We start from the raw sequence: 19,547 nt of genomic DNA on the forward strand, positions 1-19,547 counted from the left end.
AATCCGAAGCGGAGTGGCGTATAGGGTTCCAACTGCCGCTACATCGATGCAGTGATATGGCAAAAGGTGATAATTCGCCCGATCACCGGATTCGCGTCGAATTACTGCCCAATATTTCCAATAAGCACGATCAGCGGCCATCTCTTATCTCCCATGCAATGTAAACCTTATAGCATGCGTAGTGGCTCACTAGGTGAGCCTGTGCGGATGCCTGTATGTCAGAAAAGGCTGAAATTTTTGTAAGCGAATGCTTACGTCATGTATCGGAACGAGACTCTGGGGTGGGGGTTTGGGAGGTGAGTGTTTGAAATACCAATGGGATGTCGGTTTGCTCACTTGGTTTATGGACGAGTCGCCCTCACCCGGCCTGCCGGCCACCCTCTCCGAGAGACGAGGGTTTCTACACAAATCGTCATCTCGGCATTGCGAACGATGCGCTTCACTGCGTTCAGCACATCCTACGAGCTCTGATTAAGTCCTTCGACAGGCTCAGGACGAACGGTAACGTATTGATTCCGTTCGTGGTGAGCTTGTCGAACCATGAACGGAATCCACTTGTTCATAGCTTCCTTTACTTGGGCGATCGCATGGATCGGTATGCTCAGCCATTCAACCCGCCCAGTGTTTCCTTCAGCGCGTCCTCCACCTGTTCCAGCCAGATGAATTGCAGTTTCTCCTTTGCTTCGGCGGGGATTTCCTCCAGTTCCTTTTGATTGCGGGCCGGCAGGAGGACACGGGTGATGCCGGCGGCGAGGGCGGCGAGCACCTTTTCTTTGATGCCGCCGACCGGCAGGACCAGGCCGCGCAGGCTGATTTCGCCGGTCATGGCGGTGTCGTTGCGGACCGCCTTTTGGGTGAGCAGGGAGACCAGGGCGACGAAGATGGCGACCCCGGCGCTGGGGCCGTCTTTGGGCGTGGCTCCCGCGGGGACGTGGATGTGGATGTCGCTTTTTTCGAATACTTCGGGCTGGATGCCGAGATCGGCGCAGCGGGCCTTGGCAAGACTCAGGGCGGCCTGGGCGCTTTCCTTCATGACATCGCCCAGTTGTCCGGTCAGCGTCAGTTTGCCGGTGCCGGGAGCGCGGCTGGCTTCGATGAAGAGAATGTCGCCGCCCACCGGGGTCCAGGCGAGGCCGGTGGCGACGCCGGGCACGCTGGTGCGCATCGCGACTTCGCTTTCGAAGCGCCGCGGGCCCAGAATGGTCGGCAGAAGCTCGGGGGTCACCGTCAGGCGCTCGATTTCGCCTTCGGCGATGCGGACGGCGGCATGGCGGAACACGGCGCCGATTTCCCGTTCCAGGTTTCTTACGCCGGCTTCGCGGGTATAGTCGCGGATGATGGCGGTGAGCGCCTCGTCGGTGATCTCGCATTGATCGGGGTCCAGGCCGCAAGCTTCGGCCTGCTTGGAAACGAGATAACGCCGGGCGATCTGAAGCTTTTCTTCGGCCGTGTAGCCGGGCAGGTGGATCACTTCCATGCGGTCGCGCAAGGGACCGGGAATCGTGTCGAGCATGTTCGCCGTGCTGATGAACATGACGTGGCTGAGGTCGAACGGAACCGCGAGATAGTTGTCGCGGAAGGTGCTGTTCTGCTCGGGATCGAGCACTTCCAGCAGGGCCGCGGACGGATCTCCGTGGAAGCTGGCGCCGAGCTTGTCGATTTCGTCCAGCATCATGATGCAATTGCGCGCGCCGGCCTTGCGGATGGCCTGGATGATGTTGCCGGGCAAGGCGCCGATATAGGTTCGCCTGTGTCCCCGGATTTCGGCCTCGTCGTGAACCCCGCCCAGGCTGACCCGTACGAATTTGCGGCCGGTGGCCCGGGCGATGCTTTGCCCCAGTGAGGTCTTGCCGACGCCCGGCGGCCCGACGAAACAGAGGATCGGGCTTTTTCCCGCAGGATTCAGTTTGCGTACCGCGAGATATTCGAGAATCCGCTTTTTGATTTTTTCGAGGCCGTAGTGATCTTCATCCAGGACCTGCCGCGCCTCGGCGACATCCAGGCGGTCCTCGGTCTCGACCGACCAGGGCAGTTCGACCAGCCATTCCAGATAGCTGCGCACCATGGAGTGCTCGGCGCTCGCCTCGGGCATCCGTTCCAGCCGCTTCAGCTCCTTCATCGCCTGATTTTCGGCCTCTTCGGGCATTTTCGCCTTGGCAATGGCTTCGTACAGTTCGCCGATTTCCTCGGTGCGTTCGTCGGTTTCGCCCAGTTGCTTTTGAATCGTCTTGAGCTGTTCGCGAAGCAGGAATTCGCGCTGGCGCTCATCCATGGTTTGTTTGGTCTGGTCGCTGATTTCCTTGGAGATGCGGAGGACCTGAATGCGATGGCGAAGAAGGTTCGAGATTTTGTCGAGCCGTGTCTGAGCGTCGAACGTCTCGAGGATTTCCTGCTTTTCGGCGATCGCCAAATCCATGAACGAAGCCACCAGGTCGGCCAGCGTGTGTGCCGAGGATACCTGTTGAACGGCGTTCAACAATTCCGGCGGTGCCTGAGGGAGCAGCGCCAGTACTTCGGCCACTTGGTTCTTCAATTGCAGCAGACGGGCCTCGATGGCGGGCGTTTCGATCTCTTGTTCCTTGATCGGCTCGATGCGGGCTGCGAGAAACGGAAACCCTTCCAGGAATTCGAGGATACGAAAGCGTTGCTCGCCCTGGCAGACAATGTTGTGCGAGCCTTCCGGCCCGGTCACGTAGCGCAGGATGGCGGCCTGGGTGCCGACCGTATAAAGTTCGTCCGGCTCGGGTACGTCTACTTTGGGGTCCCGCTGCAGCAGGATTCCGACCGAGGTGTCCCGGCGAAGCGCATACTGGGCCGCGGCAATGGAGGGTTCCCGCCCGACGCTGATGGGAACGATGACGCCCGGGAAAAGCACGATATTCCGCACCGGAATGATCGCGATGGTATCCGGAGGTAGGATTACAGCGGACTCGGAGTGTTTGTCTGATCGTTGTTCGGTTTTCATGGCGGCAATCAATCCGTCTTAAAAAGAGGAATGGTCAGACAGCCGTTTGCGTAAATCGGGTCACCGGGACGCAAGCGCCAAGGCGGCAATTGGATGCGCCGCTCGAAGCGGCCGTAAGGTATTTCCAGGCGATGGATGACGGCGCTATCCGGGGCGATCTTCAAGGACCTTTCGCCGGATATGACGACTAGGTCCTCGGTTACGGCGACATCGATGGCTTCCGGAGGCACACCCGGCAATACGACCGTGATGGTGATCGCATCGCGGGTTTCGATGATGTCGACGGGCGGTTCCCACGTCGGCCGGGAGGCGATAAGTCTATGGACTTGAAAGAAGCGCCGATGGAGCCGCTCCGCCTGTTCCAGCAGTTCGCAGGCTTGCGCCCACATCCAGGTTGTCGGACCGTGCGTCATGACAATAATCTCGCAAAAGCGGGCTTGAAGCCGTACATGGCGAAAGCCGACGCGAAGCCGAGAATTCGGCCGCGGATATCCGTATCCGACTCATGAACTCCCTTAAAAGACTCCCGTTTCGGTGAACCCGTGGGAGAGGCTGTGCCGTACTCAGGTTTCGCCGCTTCCCAATCGCAAACGGGCCTTTAATCGGCCCCTTCCAATCGCAAACGTCGCTTTAGTCGCGACCTTCCATGTACTCCATACGTAATTGGACGTTTCGGCCGTCGCGAAATTCATTGATATCGAGCCGATAGACGGCTCGAAGGCGTCGGCAGGCCAGCCAATCGGCTGGTTCGTCGACGAAAAAGGCAATACCGTCGATCAGCTTGTCCGAGTTCGGGATCTTGAGGAGAAATTTGAGATGGCGGTCTCCGACGATGCGGCTTTGCGCCACGTCGAATTCGCCGTCGAACAAGGGTTCGGGAAAGCCTTGGCCCCAGGGGCCCGCTTGGCGCAGCAGTTCGGCAACTTCCAGCGCCATTTCGTGGGCTTCGAGCGGCCCGTCGCTGTGTATCGCGTGGTCGAGGTCCAGGTCGGCCAAATGGCGAGCCACTTCTTCCTCGAACAACTCGGTGAAGTGCGCCAGGTCGTCCCGGTGGAGACTCAGGCCCGCGGCCATCGCGTGTCCGCCGAATTTCCGCAGCAGGTTCGGGCAGCGCGTCGCGATATCGCTCAGGACGTCGCGGATGTGCACGCCGGGAATCGAGCGCGCGGAGCCTTTGATCTCGTCGCCGTCGGTACGGGCGAAAGCAATCACCGGCCGATTCACGCGGTCCTTGATCCGGGACGCCAGTATGCCGACCACGCCCTGATGCCAGGAATCGTCGAACAAGCAAAGTCCCGGCTTAGTCGCCAAGGAGGTATCGAGGTCTTCGAGATGAGCGAGCGCGTCGAGCTTCATCTGTTCCTCGATCTCGCGCCGATCCCGGTTCAGCTGGTCGAGCCGGACGGCCATGGCGCGGGCGGCGTCCGCGTCGTCGGTCAGCAGGCACTCGATGCCGAGGGTCATGTCTTCGAGCCGGCCGGCCGCGTTGAGCCGGGGCGCGACGGCGAAGCCGAGGTCGGCTGCCGTGATGATGCGTGAATTGCGCCCGGAAACCTCCAGCAGCGCCAGCAATCCTGCGTGGGCTTGTCCCGAGCGGATGCGCTGAAGTCCCTGATGAACCAGGATGCGGTTGACGTGATCCAGCGTCACCACGTCGGCGACCGTGCCCAGAGCCACCAAGTCCAGCAGTTGCGCGAGATTCGGCTCTTCGGCACCGGTTCGAGCGAAATGGCCGGCGGCTCGAAGTCGGATTCGCACCGCGGAAAGAACATAAAACATCACGCCGACGCCGGCCAGATATTTGCTCGGGAAAGGATCGCCGGCCAGATTCGGGTTGACGATGGCGTCCGCGCCGGGAAGCTCCGACCCCGGCAGGTGATGATCGGTGATGAAGACCCGCATGCCGCACGCTTTGGCTGCCGCGGTGCCTTCCAGGCTGGAGATGCCGTTGTCGACGGTCAGGAGAACGTCCGGAGTACTTTGGGCGGCCATCGCGACGATCTCCGGCGTCAGACCGTAGCCGTATTCGAAACGGTTGGGTACGAGATAAGAGACTCGCTCCGCGCCGAGCAACCTCAGTCCCCGGACGGCCACCGCGCAGCCGGTGGCGCCGTCGGTGTCGTAATCGGCGATGACGAGAATGCTCTGATTTTTTCGAATCGCCTCCGTCAGTTGATCGGCCATGGCTTCCATGCCGCTCAACAGCCAGGGCGAGGGGAGTTTTGCCAGCGAGCGGTCCAGTTCCTCGGCGACGATCAGCCGGCGCGCGGTGTAAATGCGTTGCAGCAGCGGCGGGAGATGGGAAAAGGCTCGATCGGGAAGTTGATCCGATCCGCGGGGGACGATTTTCTTTTTAACCGGGTAGTAAGGCATTGGGCGGCAAATGGGTCTGTGGAGAGCTGTCGTAGGTCGGAAATCCCTTTCCGACACGCCGTCGGCAAAGGATTGCCGACCTACACAATACTACCGAGTCAAGCCCGCAATGAGCGGAACGTAATGATCGATCAACAAGGCCGAAAATATCCCGACCAGATAGACCAGCGAATAGCCGAAAGTTTTCATGGCCAGCTTGTTGTCTGCCTCTTTCTTGAGGCGAATCGCGTAGTATAAAAATCCGATTCCGAGCCCCACGGCCGCTCCCAGATAAAGAAAGCCGCTCATGCCGGTGAGATACGGGAACAGGCTTACGATCACCAGCAATATGGTGTAGAGCAGGATGTGCAGCTGCGTTACCTCCACGCCGTGGGTCACGGGCAGCATGGGGATGTTCACCTTGGCGTAATCGTCGCGCTTCGCGATGGCATAGGCCCAAAAATGGGGCGGGGTCCAGGTGAAGATCAGCAGGAACAGCAGCAGGGCGTAAGGGTGCACCCCGCCGGTCACGGCGCACCAGCCGAGCACCGGCGGAGCCGCGCCGGCCGCGCCGCCGATCACGATGTTCTGCGGAGTCGCGCGCTTCAGATAGACGGTGTAGATGAAGGCGTAGCCGATCAGCGAAAGAAAGGTCAAAAACGCGGTTAGCGCGTTTACGAACAGGATCAGAATCGCCATCGAGAGCGTGCCCAGAGTGGCGGCGAAGATCACCACCTGGTTCGGCTGAACGTGCCCCGAGGGCAGGGGGCGGTTCTGGGTGCGCGCCATTTCGGCGTCCGCACGGCGGTCCAGGAAGTGGTTGAGAGCGGCTGCGGACGCGGCGGCGAGACCGATGCCGAGGCTTGCCCACAACGAAACCGCCAGAGGAGGGAGTTCCGGAACGGCCAAAAACATGCCGATCACGGCGGTGAACACGATGTGGCCGACTACCTTGAGTTTGCACAGGGCGAGATAGGTTCGCCAGGAAACGGCATTCGTGGATTCGATATCAGTCGTCGAGTTCATCGTTTCGCTACGGTCTTCGTTTACAATACCGGCTGGTTCGGCAACCTGCCGTTCAATCCTCAACACATTCAGGAGAGCGTCAAATGCAGTTTCGCGGACTCCGTCTGGCCTTGCTGGTATTACCGTTGTCGCTTCACGCTGCTGAGCCTGCGGTTCACGAGTTCCGGCTGGATAACGGGTTGAAGCTTTTGGTCCAGGAAGACCACCGTGCGCCGGCAGTCGTTACGCAGGTTTGGTACAAAGTGGGCGCAAGCTATGAATACGGCGGTATCACCGGCATCTCGCACATGCTCGAGCATATGATGTTCAAGGGTACCGAGAAACACCCGCCGGGCGAATTCTCCCGTATTATCGCAGCAAACGGAGGTCGAGAAAACGCCTTCACCGGGCAAGATTACACGGCCTATTTTCAGACCCTGGAAAAAACCAGGCTGCCCGTGAGCTTCGAACTGGAAGCGGACCGCATGCGGAATCTGCTCCTGTCCGACAAGGAATTCAAGAAGGAACAACAAGTCGTCCTGGAGGAGCGGCGGCTGCGCACCGACGATCAGCCGCGCGCCAAAATGGAGGAGCATTTTCAGGCGGTTGCCTACACCAACAGCCCTTACAAGAATCCGGTCATCGGCTGGCCGGACGACGTCAGCAGATTGACGGTGGGCGATCTCAATCATTGGTACGGACTTTGGTACGCGCCGAACAACGCCATCCTCGTCATCGTCGGCGACGTGAATCCGCAGGAGGTTTACGCACTCGCCAAGAAATACTTCGGTCCGTTGAAACCCAGCAAACTGCCGGAAATCAAGCCGCGAGGCGAAGTCGAGCAACTCGGGGCGCGGCGTATGACGGTTCGTCTGCCGGCCAAGCTGCCGTATCTCGTGATGGGCTACAAGACCCCCGCCTTGCGAACGATAGGCGAAGAGGATTGGGAGGCTTACGCGCTCGAAGTCGCCGCCGGGATTCTGGATGGCGGCAACAGCGCGCGGCTGTCCAGCCGCTTGGTGCGCGGGCAGCAGGTGGCGGCATCCGCCGGAGCCGGCTATAACCTTTATTCGCGCTTGTCCAATCTGTTTACCCTGGAGGGGACGCCCGCCCAAGGCAAGACCTTGCAGGCACTGGAGAAAGCATTGGGCGAGGAAATCCGTCGCCTTCAGGACGAACCGGTTTCCGCCGCGGAACTGGCGCGGGTCAAGGCGCAGGTTCTGGCCCATCATATTTATCAGAGGGATTCCATGTTTTATCAGGCGATGCAGCTTGGCATGACCGAAACCGTCGGGCTCGGTTGGAAAACCGTCCAGGAGTATGTGGACAAGGTCAACGCCGTGACGGCCGAGCAGGTTCAAAAGGTTGCCCGGAAATACCTGATCGACGATCGGCTGAGCGTGGCCTATCTGGAGCCGTTGCCCATGCCCGAAGGCGCGAAGGCGCCGGAAGAAGCCGCACCGATGGGAGGTGATCATGTTCGTTAAGCGCATGTCCCGATGGATCGTGTTTCTGTTCTTGTTGATCAGCGCGCCGGTTTACGCCGTGCCGGAAATCCAGCATTGGGTCTCGCCGCAGGGCGGCCGGATCTATTTCGTGCCGACCGAAGGTTTGCCGCTGCTCGACGTTCAGGTCGTGTTCGACGCGGGCAGTGCCCGCGACGGTGAAAAATTCGGCCTTGCCGCTCTCACGTCCGGCATGCTCGACACCGGCGCGGGAGAATGGGATGCCGATGCCATCGCCCAGCGGCTCGAGAGCGTCGGAGCATCAATGGGAACCGGTGTTTCGCGCGATTCGGCCTATTTGTCGCTGCGCAGCCTGACCCATCCCGAGAAGCTCGGTGTCGCCTTGGATACGGCCCGGGAAGTCTTGGCTCACCCCCGTTTCGAGCAGAAAGACTTCGACCGGGAGAAAAACCGGACGCTGCTCGCGATCAAGCAGCGCGGCGAGGAACCGGACGAACTCGTCGAGATCGCGTTTTTCCAAGTACTGTACGGTAACCATCCTTATGCCCATCCGCAGGAGGGTTTTGCCGAAACAGTGGCGCCATTGACCCGCGAGGATCTGGTCGATTTCCATAAACGCCACTATGTGGCGAGCAATGCCATCGTCGTGATCGTGGGCGATGTGAAACGGGCCGAGGCTGAAGCTGTCGCCGAAAAACTGCTGTCGGGCCTCGAAAAAGGCTCGGCTCCGCCAGCGTTGCCTGCGCCCGCGCCGCTGCAGTCGGCCGAAATCATCAAACAGCAGTTCCCGTCGGAGCAGACTCATGTGCGTGCCGGAGTTCTAGGGATGACAGCGACCGATCCCGACTATTTTCCGCTTTACGTGGGTAACCACATTCTGGGCGGCAGCGGCCTGGTTTCCCGCGTTAGCACGGAAGTCCGCGAAAAACGAGGGCTTTCCTACAGCGCCTACAGCTATTTCATGCCGCTTCGGGAACTCGGGCCTTTCCAGATGGGGCTCCAGACCCGCAACGATAAGGCCGAGGAAGCCTTGCGCGTCGCTCTCGACACCATCAAGGATTTCGCCGCGAACGGACCGACCGATAAGGAACTGGAAGCCGCCAAGAAAAATATCATCGGCGGTTTCGTTTTGCGCCTGGACAGCAATCAGAAACTCACCCTGCAGGTGGCCAACGTCGCGTTTTACAACCGTCCTCTTGATTACCTCGCCACGTTTACCGAGAAGGTGGAGGCGGTGACCCGTGAGGATATCAAGCGCGCTTTCCGGTCCCGGATCGATCCGGGCAAGATGCGGACCGTGCTGGTCGGCGGCGGGGCGAAGTGAAGAATGAGCTCCGCATCATCGCCGGCCGTTTCCGCAGCCGCAAGCTCAAGTTTCCCGATGCTCCCGGACTCCGGCCGACGCCGGACCGGGTCCGGGAAACGCTGTTCAATTGGTTGCGGAACGACATCGAAGGCGCTCGCTGTCTCGATCTATACGCGGGTAGCGGCGCGCTGGGATTCGAAGCCGCTTCGCGCGGCGCCGCCAAGGTCGTGCAAGTGGAACGGGATGCGTTAGTGTGCGGAGCTCTCGAACGGAATCGTGCGCTATTGAACGCCGAGGCGGTGGAAATCGTCCAAGCGGAAGTCGGGCGTTTCTTAGAGGGTGCGGGGCAGCCGTTCGATGTGGTTTTTCTCGACCCGCCTTTCCACCAGGGCTTGGTCATTCCGTGCTGCCGGGCGCTGGAAGAGAACGGTTGGCTCTCATCCCACGCTAAAATCTATGTGGAAACCGAGAGCAGTTTTCGGCTCGAGAGTCTTCCGGAAAACTGGCGGACTTTGCGCGACGGCAGGGCGGGAGAAGTCGGCTACCATTTGTGCGAACGCATCTCTTCCGGTCACTTCCCATGATCATTACCGCGATCTATCCCGGAACATTCGATCCCATCACCAATGGCCATGTCGACCTGGTGACGCGCGCCGCCCGCATCTTCGATCGAGTGGTCGTCGCCGTGGCGGAGAATAAGAACAAGACGCCGTTGTTCAACCTGGACGAGCGAGTGGAATTGGCGCGAGCTTCGTTGCAGGCGGTGGGAAACGTCGAAGTTCTGGGCTTCGATACCCTGCTGGTGAACTGCGCGAAAAAGTGTGGCGCCACCGTGATTCTGCGCGGATTACGTGCAGTGTCGGACTTCGAGTTCGAATTTCAATTGGCCGGCATGAACCGCCATCTTTGCGCGGAATTGGAGACGATGTTTTTGACGCCCAGCGAAAAGTACGCGTTCATTTCGTCTTCGGTGATTCGCGAAATCGCGAAGCTAGGCGGGGACGTGTCGAGTTTCGTGCCGGAACTGGTGCGGGAAGCGTTAGTCGCAAAGTACGCTAGTTTTCCAGACGCGCCTTAAAAGCTACTACGCGGTTCGAGAGCGGCGTTGCGAAGGTGTGGGACCAAATCCGCCGGGAGCGGATTGGGACGTGCGGAGCACAAGGCGTAGCCCGAGCCGGCAGGAAGCGGCGAGCACTCGTCATGTACTCAATGCACACTCCGGGCCTTGTGTTGCGGCTCCCATCAGTGGGAGCCGCCCCGAACGGGGCCTGCCTTCGGACCGCTCGCGACGCTTTTGGAACACGTTTTTAGTGAGATTGTTATGGCTCTGATTATTACCGACGAATGTATCAACTGCGATGTGTGCGAGCCGGAGTGCCCGAACGGCGCCATTTCGCAGGGCGAAGAAATTTATGAAATCAATCCGGCGCTCTGTACCGAGTGCGTCGGGCATTTCGATAAGCCGCAATGCATGGAAGTGTGCCCCGTGGACTGCATTCAAAAGGATCCGGATTACTCGGAAGACCGCGATTCCCTATACGAAAAATATTTGGCTTTGACCAAGGGGTAAGGCGCTACACGAAGCGATGCAGGTCCGGATAAGGCCGACCGTTGTTCCAAAATTGAGTTGGTCTGGAACCCCTTTCGATGTCTTTGTCGGCAAAGGATTGCCGACCTACGACTCTCCCGATCCGCATCACTAAACCGCGGTGAAAAATGCACTAGCGGCTTATCCCGGTCCACATCAGACTTAGCGTAGGTCGGCAATCCTTTGCCGACGAATGTGCCCGCTACACTGAGTCGTGTCGAAGGGGCGGCAGCCCTCGCCGGCTCTCGACTTGAAACTCTTTAGAATTTCCGCTCCGCGTGCCTGGCCATCTGCCGCAGCTTGGCCACGGCGAGTCGATTGATGTCCTCGGCCTTTTGCCCGGTCAGCAGTTCCAGGGCCTGATCCACCGAGTTCACCGCATGAACGGCGAACTCGCGGCGGCGGACGGCGTCGACGACGTCATCCTTCAGCATCAAGTTGCGGATGTTGACTTTCGGGATGACGACGCCTTGTCTGCCGGTAAGCCCCCGCGCTTCACACAGGCGAAAGAAGCCCTCGATTTTTTCGTTGATGCCGCCCACCGTTTGTACCTCGCCGTATTGGTTGATGGAGCCGGTGACGGCGAAGGCCTGTGCGAGCGGTATCCCGGTGAGAGCGGAAATCAAGGCGCAAACTTCGGCGAGGGCCGCGCTGTCGCCGTCGACATAGCCATAGGATTGTTCCAGGGCGATGTTGGCGGAGATGGCCAAGGGGAATTCCGTGGCATATTTGTGGCCCAGATACCCGGAAAGAATCATGATGCCTTTGGAATGTATGGCCTGCCCCAGTTCGGCCTCGCGTTCGATGTCCACTACGCCGCGGCTGCCGGGATAAATGGTGGCGGTGATGCGCGCCGGCATGCCGAACCGCACGTCCCCGATTTCCAGTATGGTCAGGCCGTTGATCCTGCCGACCGAGTCGCCGTCGGTGTTGATCAGAATGGTGTCGTTCATCATGTCTTCCAGCAGAATCCGGCTGATGCGTCCGAGCCGTTCTTCCTTGGCGGCCAAGGCTTTTTGGATATGCCGTTCGGCGATTGTCTCCGCGCCTTCCTGCCCACGGAATTGCTCCGCCTCGGCGACCAGTTCGAACACATCGTGCACGCGCGCGGAAAAGCGCTCCTGGTGTTCCGCCTCCCGTGCGCTGAACTCGATCAGCCGGGCGACGGCATCGGCCGTTATGGGCTTGAACCCGTCGGCTTCGGCATGGGTTTTGATGAGCCGCGCAAAATCCAGCACCGATGCGGACGTCAGCGGGATATCGTCGTCGAACTCCGCGAGAACCCGGAACAGTTCGTTGAACTCCGGGTCCATGGACTGGAGCAGGTAGTAAAGTTCGCGAGAGCCGACCAGAACGAGCTTGACGGACAGCGGGATCACGTCCGGATCGAGTGTCGGAGCGACGGAGGGTTGCTCTTCGGCGGGAAGCTCGATCTTGATTTGCCGGGTCTTGAGCGTTCGCTTCAAGGTCGGCCAGACGTGGGGCTCGGCGAGCAACTTTTCGGCCTCGATGATCAAATAGCCTCCGTTGGCCTGGTGCATCGCGCCCGGATAAATCAGGCGGTAATGCGTGGTCAGGGTGCCTTGCTCGCTGATGTATTCGAGGCGTCCGAACAGGTTGGGGTGATTGGGATTTGCCTCGTAGATCACGGGCGCCCCGATATCGGGGCCGTGGCTGACCAGCAGCCGCGGGGCGTATTGGGTGATCAGAACGGCTCGTCGTGTTGATTCTTCATGCGCCTCATGGCCTCGGTCTTCGGCCAAGTGTTCCGCGACCACGCGAGGCAGGTTGCGGCGTATGTCGGCCAGATACTGGAGTATCGCCGGCAGGTCGGCATACTTTTGATGCAGGCCGGCCAATAGGGGCTCTATGGCTTCGTCGATGGTGGAGGCATCGAGCTGTCGCTGCCGGTTGATGCTTTCGCGCTTCCATTGCGGCATTTCCGAGAGGAGTTCGTTGAGATAGTCCTCCAAATCCCGGACGTGGCTGTGAAAGCTGGACTTTTCGGTATCCGGCAAGGCGGCGAAGTCGTCTTCGTCGGCGGGCTTGCCGTTAACCAAGGGACTGAACACTACGGTGTCGCCGTCGCGGAAAAGGGCGATCTTAAGGTCTTTCGCGCGCCGTTCGACTTTGTCGACCGCTTGGTTGTAACGTTGCTTGACCTCCCGATCTATGGCCGTTTTGCGCCTTTGATAAGCCGGATTCTCGAAGGCAGCCGGAAAGGTTGCGAGCAGATTGTCGACCAGCATTTCGATATCGGCGAGCAAGGATTTTCCCTGGCCCGGCGGAAGTTGCAGGGCGAAAGGCTTGCGCGGGTCGTCGAAATTGTTGATATAGGCCCAGTCGCTCGAAGACGGCCGCTCCTTGGCTCGCGCTTTGAGGTAATGGGTCACCAGCGAAAGCCGCCCGGTTCCGGCTTCGCCCATCACGTAGATGTCGTAGCCCGGTCTTTGCATGGCGACGCCGAAGGCGATGGCGGTCTGCGCCCGGCTCTGTCCCAGCATGCCGCGAAAGGATTCCAGGTCCTCGGTTGTGGCGAAGGGCAGTTCCTCCGGTCGAATGCGAGCTTTGAGAGCTGCGGGAGGAAGCCCGGACATTCCGTAAGAGTTCGTCATCGGGGATATGCTGGCAGCGGTATTTTTTGGCGGTCGGAAAGCTATTTCAACGGAACGATCTTGGCTTCCGATGTGGAAGCACTCCGCATTTTCCGGTCCATCTGCTGTAGTGCGCGCGGAAATTCGCTTTGGATGCGTGGCATGATCTTCAGTGAGTCTTCGGTGTAATAAACCGCGTCGTAAGGGACCGGCTGGTCCAGGGCGCTGCGCTCCGAAGATCGAAAATTCTGCCAGGCGAGCACGATATTGCTGCGGGAAACGGCGCCATCCAGAAAGACGGTTTCCTCCGGATCGATCACGGCCAGATACTGCATGCTGCGGATAGGGACGAACAAAGCCTTTTCGCCGCTTCGATAAAGCAGGGTTCTCGACCGGTTGTAAACGACGGCGGCCAGATTGCGCCTTTCCCGCTTGAGCTCTCGGGTACGATAAAAGATTTCTTTCGTGTACATCTCGCCGCCCTCGCAATAGGTTCCAGCTTACGCTAACGCTTAGCCCGGCCAGTTTCAATCATCTGGAATACAAAGTGTGAGTTTGCTATATTCGAAAGGCAGACTTGTCAAGAAAGCCGGGATGTAAGCACTGCTGGCGTCCCACTTCTGGTATGAATTTAGTGGAAAGCCCCGGCATGTCGAGTCAGTTCTCACTCTCCGTTCCAAGTGCCAGCGTGAACGCGTCCGGACGAGGTCAGTCCAATTCAAGAATCATAAAAGACCATCTCATCAGCACCGTTACCCTTTGAGTTTGGAGAAAAACTATGACGATAAAAGTTGCTATCAACGGATATGGCCGTATTGGGCGAAATATCCTGCGGGCGTTGTACGAGTCGCGACGGACCGGGGAAATTCAAATCGTAGCGATTAACGATCTGGGCGACGCCAATACCAACGCGCACTTGACCAAATACGATACGGTACACGGACGCTTTCCGGGAGAAATTTCGGTGGATGGCGACTACATGATCGTCAACGGCGACCGGATACGCGTGTTTGCCGAGCGGGATCCGGCCAAGTTGCCCTGGCGCGATCTGGGCATAGATGTCGTCCACGAGTGCACCGGTATCTTCACCTCCAAGGCCAAGGCATCGGTCCATCTCGAGGCGGGGGCGAAGAAAGTGATCATCTCGGCACCGGGGGGAGAAGACGTGGACGCCACCGTCGTTTACGGCGTCAATCACCAGACTCTGAAGGCAACCGACACGGTGATTTCCAACGCCTCCTGCACGACCAACTGCCTGGCGCCGCTGGTCAAGCCTTTGCACGAGGCGATCGGTGTTCAGCACGGTCTAATGACTACGATCCATTCCTACACCAACGATCAGGTGCTGACTGACGTTTACCACAAGGATCTGCGTCGCGCCCGGGCCGCCACGCAATCGATGATTCCCACCAAGACCGGCGCCGCGGCGGCGGTCGGATTGGTACTGCCCGAATTGGCCGGCCGGCTGGACGGTTTCGCGATTCGAGTCCCGACCATCAACGTTTCGCTGGTCGATCTCACTTTCGTCGCGTCGCGCAAGACCAGCAAGGACGAGGTCCACGAGATCATGCGCAAGGCCTCGGAAGGCTCGTTGAAGGGGATTCTCGGTTACAACGACCTGCCCTTGGTATCCATGGATTTCAATCACGATGCCCGCTCCTCGATTTACGAGGCGACCCTCACCAAGGTCATGCAGGGCAACATGGTCAAAGTACTGGCCTGGTACGACAACGAGTGGGGCTTCTCCAACCGTATGTTGGATGCCACGGTGGCTTTGATGGAAGCTAGCTAGACACGAACGATTAATTAAATGAGACGAACCAAGATCGTAGCGACTTTGGGACCGGCGACCGACGATCCGGCCATTTTGGAGCGGGCCATAAGAGCGGGCATCGATGTCGTCCGGCTCAATTTTTCCCATGGCGACGCCGAAACCCACAAGAAGCGCGCCGAAGCGGTGAAGGCGATCAGCCGCAAGCTGAATCGGCATGTCGGCATTTTGGTCGATTTGCAGGGACCCAAAATCCGGATCGCGCGTTTCCAAGGGGACGGCAAGGTTCATCTTCGGGAAGGCGCGCGCTTCGATCTCGACACGGCTCTCCCCCCGGACCAAGGCGACGAACGTCAGGTCGGGTGCCTGTATTCCGATCTTCCCAGGGACGTGAAGCCTGGCGACGTTCTGTTGCTGGACGACGGTCGCATCGAATTGGGCGTCGACAGGATAGAAGGTTCGCGGATCGTCTGCCGGGTGGTCCTCGGGGGCGAGTTGTCCAACCACAAGGGCATCAACAAGCAGGGCGGCGGTTTATCCGCCGCCGCGTTGACCGACAAGGATAGGGAGGATATCAGGACGGCCGCCGAAATCGATGCCGATTACCTCGCCGTATCCTTTCCGCGATCCGCCTCGGATATCCGTGAAGCGCGGGACTTGCTGCGCGCCGCCGGGGGAGAGGCGGGGATCGTGGCCAAGATCGAGCGCGCCGAGGCCCTGGAGCCGGGCGTGATCGAGTCCATCGTCGATGCATCCGACGCCATCATGGTGGCGCGCGGCGATCTCGGGGTGGAAATCGGCGATGCCCAGTTGCCGTGGGTCCAGAAAGATCTGATCAAGCTGGCGCGAAGCCGGGACCGTGCGGTCATAACGGCCACGCAAATGATGGAATCCATGATCCACAGCCCGATGCCGACTCGTGCGGAGGTGTTCGATGTGGCCAATGCGGTGATCGATGGCACCGATGCGGTCATGCTTTCCGCCGAAACGGCCAGCGGCAAATATCCGGACAAGGCGATCGCGGCGATGGTCCGGATATGCAAGGAGGCCGAACTGCACCCGCGGGTTCGGCAGTCCACCCATCGTATCGACGAGACGTTCGACTACATCGACGAAGCCATCGCGATGGCGTCCATGTATATCGCCAATCACTTGCCGGTTAAGGCGATCGGCGCGCAGACGGAATCGGGATCGACGCCGCTGTGGATGTCGCGCATCAGTTCCGGCATCCCGATTTACGCATTGACCCAGCACGAAAAGACCTGCCGCAAAGTGACTCTCTATCGCGGCGTTTATCCCATCAGCTTTTACAGCACGACATCCGACCACGCGGTGCTGAACCGGGAGATCATCAACGAATTCCTGAGCCGCGATCTGGTCAAGCCGGGCGACCTGGTCATCCTGACCAAAGGTGATCTTACCGGCGTGCGCGGCGGTACCAACGCCTTGAAGATTGCCCGAGTCGGAACCGTATAACGTGCGGGCCGCCGTTCGGGGCTGTCGATTCCTGCTTTTTTCGTCATGAGGGAGAAAACATGAACGGCGACTATCTGACGCGATTTCTCATCCACGAGCAGCGCAAGAATCCGAACGCCACGGGCGAGTTCACCATGCTGCTCAGCGATATCGCGACCGCCTGCAAAGCGATTGCGCACGAGGTGAATCGCGGCGGTCTGGCCGGCAATCTCGGTATCGCGGGTTCGGAAAACATCCAGGGCGAAGCGCAGAAGAAACTGGACGTGATCTCCAATGAGATTTTCATCCGATCGCTGGAGTGGACCGGCCATCTTGCGGCGATGGCGTCGGAGGAAAACGACGAAATCATCCAGATTCCGCCGAGTTATTCGAGGGGCAAATATCTGATTTGCTTCGATCCTCTGGACGGGTCGTCCAATATCGATATCAACCTGACGGTCGGTACGATCTTTTCCATCCTTCGGGCGCCCGAAGGCCGGGACAACCCCACCGAGGCGGATTTCCTCCAGCCGGGGACCAAGCAGGTCGCCGCAGGTTTCTGTACCTACGGTCCGACCACCCTGATGGTGCTGACGACCGGCAATGGCGTGAACGGCTTTACCTTGGACCGGGATGTGGGGGAATTCGTTTTGACGCATCCCAAGATGCGGATTCCCGAGGAAACCTCCGAGTTTGCCATCAACATGTCCAATCAGCGCTATTGGGAAGAACCGGTCAGGCGTTATATCGAGGAATGTCTCAAAGGCAAGGACGGCGGCCGGGAGAAGAATTTCAACATGCGCTGGGTGGCGTCTATGGTCGCGGAGGTTTACCGCATTTTGACCCGGGGCGGCATCTTCATGTATCCCTACGACACCCGCGACGCCAGCAAGCCAGGCAGGCTGCGCTTGATGTACGAGGCCAATCCGATGAGCTTCATCGTCGAGCAGGCGGGAGGGGCCAGTTCGACCGGGCGCCAGCGGATCATGGACATCGAGCCTGCCGGCATCCATCAGCGCGTCCCCGTGATTTTGGGATCAAAAGCGGAAGTCGAGCGGGTGGTGTCTTATCACCTGTAATCTATCGGTAGGCATTCATCTCTCCCTCTGGGACGTGGCAGAAACAAGGTTCCGATTCATGTTTCTGGCGTAGGGTGGGTTAGGCCGTGAGGCCGTAACCCACCGAGCGACCTCGAATCGGTGGGTTACGCTCCGCTAATCCACCCTACAGTCTACGGCCAGCCAAAATCCATAGACTGCGAAATCCCTAATTCATGCCTGCGCCGGGTATCATAGTGTTGTTGAGACGATGCGAGAATGCGCGCGGCGAACACGCGTTGCGCATCCGCTCCGGCGATTAAGGCTGCCGCAAACCTTCGGTTTGCCCTTGGTTTCCCTGCTGGACTTTAGGAAGGCCGTGGGGATGCAGAAGGCCGAAGCGGTAAGCCAATAGCAATAAGATGAACAGGCCGATGGATAAGCCGATGCGCACCGTCAAGGCTTTGACCGTTCGGGGAGAACGGGTGCGGTCCTTGACGAGATAAACCAGGGCCGTGCCTAGGCTTCCGACGATGACCAGGAGGAGCAGAATGATGAGAACTTTCACAACTAGATTGTCTTTTAGTTTGAGGTGGTGCGGGCACCGGATGTTTTCACCCGGAGGTGGCGATTGCGCGATTATAGCTTCAAACCGGGGCTGACTGCTTCGCTGATAGCGATCATGGTCCTTCCCCTGTTCATTTCCTTAGGCGTTTGGCAGTTGCATCGAGCCGACGAAAAAAAAAGCTTGATCGCATTGCATCAGCAGCGGATGCAAGATGAACCGCTGACCTTGGGTGCCGAAGAACCGAACTTGGAGGATGTTCGATACCGGCGAGTCATCGTTTCCGGGGAGTACGACGTGGAACATCAATTCCTATTGGATAACCAGGTCCACCAGCAGAGCCCCGGATATCACGTATTGACTCCTCTGCGCATTGCCGGAACGGACTCGGCGGTCTTGGTGAACCGCGGCTGGATACCCATGGGTGCAAGCCGAGCCGAACTGCCCGATGTGGATATTCGTCAGGCTAGCGTACAAATCGCCGGCTCGGTGGACCGCTTTCCGGGCGTTGGTTTAAGGCTCGAAGGCGCTGAAATACCCGCGGCTGGCTGGCCGGCCGTGGTCCAGGTCGTCGATCCTGAACGCATCGGCGAGCGGTTGGGCTACACGGTCCTTCCCTATCAGGTTCTGGCGGATGAAACGGTGGACGAAGCTTACATCCGGGCTCGGAAGGAAACCCACCTCGATCCCGGAAAGAACCTGGGATACGCGCTTCAATGGTTTCTGTTCGCGTTAATCGGCCTGGTGTTATATGTTCGCCACGGCGTCAAATTACAGCCTCGAAGGCAATAATTTCCCTAATTTTTCACCTATTCTTCCCATGTCTACCGCAAAGAACTCTCTGTGGCGAAATCGCGCCCTGATCATTTTTATCGCCCTAATATCCATTATTCCTTTCGGGCTGGCTTGGTACTACGCCAAGAATCCGCAGCTGATCACCAAGCGCAGCAACTACGGCAGCCTGATCCAGCCGCCGAGCCCTATCGATTACGGCGAATTGCTCGCGCACCCCGTCCGTGGAAGCGAGCTATTGTCGGAGATCAAAGGTCGCTGGGTGATGCTCCACGTGATTCCGGATAGGTGCGGCGACCCTTGCGCGGAAACGATTCATAAGACCAAGCAGATCCGGCTCATGCTGAACAAGGAAATTCCGAGGGTGCGCCGTTTGCTGCTGCTCGGAAACGATTCCGCCGCCGCCGATCTCGCTCCCGTGCTCAATGACGATGAAACCTTGCTGGTGGCGGTGACGAGCGGGGCGTTATCGCAGAAATTGGCCGCCGTCGTCGGAAAGCCTTTGACCGAGGACATGGTGATTCTGATCGATCCGTTCGGGAATGCCGCGCTATGGTACGACTCCGGGTTCGATCCTTACGGCATGCTCAAGGATTTAAAGCATTTGCTTCGCGCATCCCAGATCGGCTGAATCGGATGCCCAAGCCTTCG

General features: G+C 59.1%; 17 protein-coding genes. 10 read left to right on the plus strand and 7 right to left on the minus strand.

Annotation, left to right across the window (positions count from 1 at the left end):
• Positions 1-601 precede the first annotated feature (601 nt).
• The 4 genes from lon to cyoE form a co-directional block, all read right to left on the minus strand.
• Positions 602-2,965: an endopeptidase La gene (lon, locus tag JOD69_RS00825; RefSeq protein ID WP_210023742.1), complete on the minus strand. Its 2,364-nt coding sequence runs from the start codon at positions 2,963-2,965 to the stop codon at positions 602-604.
• Between the two features lie 8 nt (positions 2,966-2,973).
• Positions 2,974-3,378 carry an Hsp20/alpha crystallin family protein gene (locus JOD69_RS00830; protein ID WP_210023744.1) on the minus strand — a complete coding sequence of 135 codons (405 nt, stop codon included), beginning with the start codon at positions 3,376-3,378 and terminating at the stop codon, positions 2,974-2,976.
• Between the two features lie 217 nt (positions 3,379-3,595).
• On the minus strand, positions 3,596-5,338 hold the full coding sequence (gene recJ / locus JOD69_RS00835; protein WP_210023746.1) for a single-stranded-DNA-specific exonuclease RecJ: 1,743 nt from the start codon (positions 5,336-5,338) through the stop codon (positions 3,596-3,598).
• Positions 5,339-5,428: 90 nt separating this feature from the next.
• A complete protein-coding gene (cyoE, locus tag JOD69_RS00840; protein WP_077732518.1) occupies positions 5,429-6,343 on the minus strand; it encodes a heme o synthase in 915 nt (304 codons plus the stop codon).
• An 83-nt stretch (positions 6,344-6,426) separates the two neighbouring features.
• Between cyoE and JOD69_RS00845 the strand changes: the two genes are divergently transcribed.
• The 5 genes from JOD69_RS00845 to JOD69_RS00865 all read left to right on the plus strand — a co-directional run bounded on the left by JOD69_RS00845 (position 6,427) and on the right by JOD69_RS00865 (position 10,664).
• Complete coding sequence (locus JOD69_RS00845; RefSeq protein ID WP_077732517.1) at positions 6,427-7,809, plus strand: pitrilysin family protein; 1,383 nt, start codon at positions 6,427-6,429, stop codon at positions 7,807-7,809.
• The gene (locus JOD69_RS00850) at positions 7,799-9,112 is read left to right on the plus strand and encodes a pitrilysin family protein (protein ID WP_077732516.1); all 1,314 of its coding nucleotides are present in this window, start codon (positions 7,799-7,801) and stop codon (positions 9,110-9,112) included. The genes JOD69_RS00845 and JOD69_RS00850 overlap by 11 nt, the downstream gene beginning before the upstream one ends.
• Entirely contained in the window at positions 9,109-9,678 is a 570-nt protein-coding gene (gene rsmD, locus JOD69_RS00855) for a 16S rRNA (guanine(966)-N(2))-methyltransferase RsmD (protein WP_210023749.1), read from the plus strand. Before JOD69_RS00850 ends, rsmD begins: the two co-directional genes overlap by 4 nt.
• Complete coding sequence (gene coaD / locus JOD69_RS00860; protein WP_077732514.1) at positions 9,675-10,172, plus strand: pantetheine-phosphate adenylyltransferase; 498 nt, start codon at positions 9,675-9,677, stop codon at positions 10,170-10,172. The genes rsmD and coaD overlap by 4 nt, the downstream gene beginning before the upstream one ends.
• A gap of 243 nt (positions 10,173-10,415) precedes the next feature.
• Entirely contained in the window at positions 10,416-10,664 is a 249-nt protein-coding gene (locus tag JOD69_RS00865; RefSeq protein ID WP_077732513.1) for a YfhL family 4Fe-4S dicluster ferredoxin, read from the plus strand.
• Positions 10,665-10,942: 278 nt separating this feature from the next.
• On the opposite strand, the gene JOD69_RS00870 is transcribed toward JOD69_RS00865, so the two are convergent.
• Together JOD69_RS00870 and JOD69_RS00875 are read right to left on the minus strand one after the other, a co-directional pair.
• Positions 10,943-13,297, minus strand: a complete 2,355-nt coding sequence (locus JOD69_RS00870) for an ATP-binding protein (RefSeq protein ID WP_240502652.1) — start codon at positions 13,295-13,297, stop codon at positions 10,943-10,945.
• 41 nt (positions 13,298-13,338) lie between these two features.
• Positions 13,339-13,749 carry a hypothetical protein gene (locus JOD69_RS00875; RefSeq protein ID WP_077732511.1) on the minus strand — a complete coding sequence of 137 codons (411 nt, stop codon included), beginning with the start codon at positions 13,747-13,749 and terminating at the stop codon, positions 13,339-13,341.
• A 305-nt stretch (positions 13,750-14,054) separates the two neighbouring features.
• Between JOD69_RS00875 and gap the strand changes: the two genes are divergently transcribed.
• Genes gap through JOD69_RS00890 form a run of 3 tightly spaced genes read left to right on the plus strand, consistent with a single transcriptional unit; the run spans position 14,055 to position 17,581 of the window.
• Entirely contained in the window at positions 14,055-15,068 is a 1,014-nt protein-coding gene (gap, locus tag JOD69_RS00880; protein WP_210023750.1) for a type I glyceraldehyde-3-phosphate dehydrogenase, read from the plus strand.
• A gap of 18 nt (positions 15,069-15,086) precedes the next feature.
• Complete coding sequence (gene pyk, locus JOD69_RS00885) at positions 15,087-16,523, plus strand: pyruvate kinase (RefSeq protein ID WP_156880827.1); 1,437 nt, start codon at positions 15,087-15,089, stop codon at positions 16,521-16,523.
• A 59-nt stretch (positions 16,524-16,582) separates the two neighbouring features.
• Entirely contained in the window at positions 16,583-17,581 is a 999-nt protein-coding gene (locus JOD69_RS00890; RefSeq protein ID WP_156880828.1) for a class 1 fructose-bisphosphatase, read from the plus strand.
• Positions 17,582-17,858: 277 nt separating this feature from the next.
• On the opposite strand, the gene JOD69_RS00895 is transcribed toward JOD69_RS00890, so the two are convergent.
• Positions 17,859-18,107, minus strand: a complete 249-nt coding sequence (locus JOD69_RS00895) for a twin transmembrane helix small protein (protein WP_077732507.1) — start codon at positions 18,105-18,107, stop codon at positions 17,859-17,861.
• Positions 18,108-18,170: 63 nt separating this feature from the next.
• Between JOD69_RS00895 and JOD69_RS00900 the strand changes: the two genes are divergently transcribed.
• Together JOD69_RS00900 and JOD69_RS00905 are read left to right on the plus strand one after the other, a co-directional pair.
• A complete protein-coding gene (locus JOD69_RS00900; protein WP_240507096.1) occupies positions 18,171-18,896 on the plus strand; it encodes an SURF1 family protein in 726 nt (241 codons plus the stop codon).
• 28 nt (positions 18,897-18,924) lie between these two features.
• The gene (locus tag JOD69_RS00905; RefSeq protein ID WP_077732506.1) at positions 18,925-19,527 is read left to right on the plus strand and encodes a hypothetical protein; all 603 of its coding nucleotides are present in this window, start codon (positions 18,925-18,927) and stop codon (positions 19,525-19,527) included.
• Positions 19,528-19,547: the final 20 nt, after the last annotated feature.

The sequence above is a fragment of the Methylocaldum sp. RMAD-M genome, assembly GCF_017832375.1.
Classification (GTDB): Bacteria; Pseudomonadota; Gammaproteobacteria; order Methylococcales; family Methylococcaceae; genus Methylocaldum.

What these genes read in the sequence shown, in the direction of transcription:
- lon (WP_210023742.1), bottom strand. Translation starts at nt 2,965, where the DNA reads ATGAAAACCGAACAACGATCAGACAAACACTCCGAGTCCGCTGTAATC.
- JOD69_RS00830 (WP_210023744.1), bottom strand. Translation starts at nt 3,378, where the DNA reads ATGACGCACGGTCCGACAACCTGGATGTGGGCGCAAGCCTGCGAACTG.
- recJ (WP_210023746.1), bottom strand. Translation starts at nt 5,338, where the DNA reads ATGCCTTACTACCCGGTTAAAAAGAAAATCGTCCCCCGCGGATCGGAT.
- cyoE (WP_077732518.1), bottom strand. Translation starts at nt 6,343, where the DNA reads ATGAACTCGACGACTGATATCGAATCCACGAATGCCGTTTCCTGGCGA.
- JOD69_RS00845 (WP_077732517.1), top strand. Translation starts at nt 6,427, where the DNA reads ATGCAGTTTCGCGGACTCCGTCTGGCCTTGCTGGTATTACCGTTGTCG.
- JOD69_RS00850 (WP_077732516.1), top strand. Translation starts at nt 7,799, where the DNA reads ATGTTCGTTAAGCGCATGTCCCGATGGATCGTGTTTCTGTTCTTGTTG.
- coaD (WP_077732514.1), top strand. Translation starts at nt 9,675, where the DNA reads ATGATCATTACCGCGATCTATCCCGGAACATTCGATCCCATCACCAAT.
- JOD69_RS00865 (WP_077732513.1), top strand. Translation starts at nt 10,416, where the DNA reads ATGGCTCTGATTATTACCGACGAATGTATCAACTGCGATGTGTGCGAG.
- JOD69_RS00870 (WP_240502652.1), bottom strand. Translation starts at nt 13,297, where the DNA reads ATGACGAACTCTTACGGAATGTCCGGGCTTCCTCCCGCAGCTCTCAAA.
- JOD69_RS00875 (WP_077732511.1), bottom strand. Translation starts at nt 13,749, where the DNA reads ATGTACACGAAAGAAATCTTTTATCGTACCCGAGAGCTCAAGCGGGAA.
- gap (WP_210023750.1), top strand. Translation starts at nt 14,055, where the DNA reads ATGACGATAAAAGTTGCTATCAACGGATATGGCCGTATTGGGCGAAAT.
- pyk (WP_156880827.1), top strand. Translation starts at nt 15,087, where the DNA reads ATGAGACGAACCAAGATCGTAGCGACTTTGGGACCGGCGACCGACGAT.
- JOD69_RS00890 (WP_156880828.1), top strand. Translation starts at nt 16,583, where the DNA reads ATGAACGGCGACTATCTGACGCGATTTCTCATCCACGAGCAGCGCAAG.
- JOD69_RS00905 (WP_077732506.1), top strand. Translation starts at nt 18,925, where the DNA reads ATGTCTACCGCAAAGAACTCTCTGTGGCGAAATCGCGCCCTGATCATT.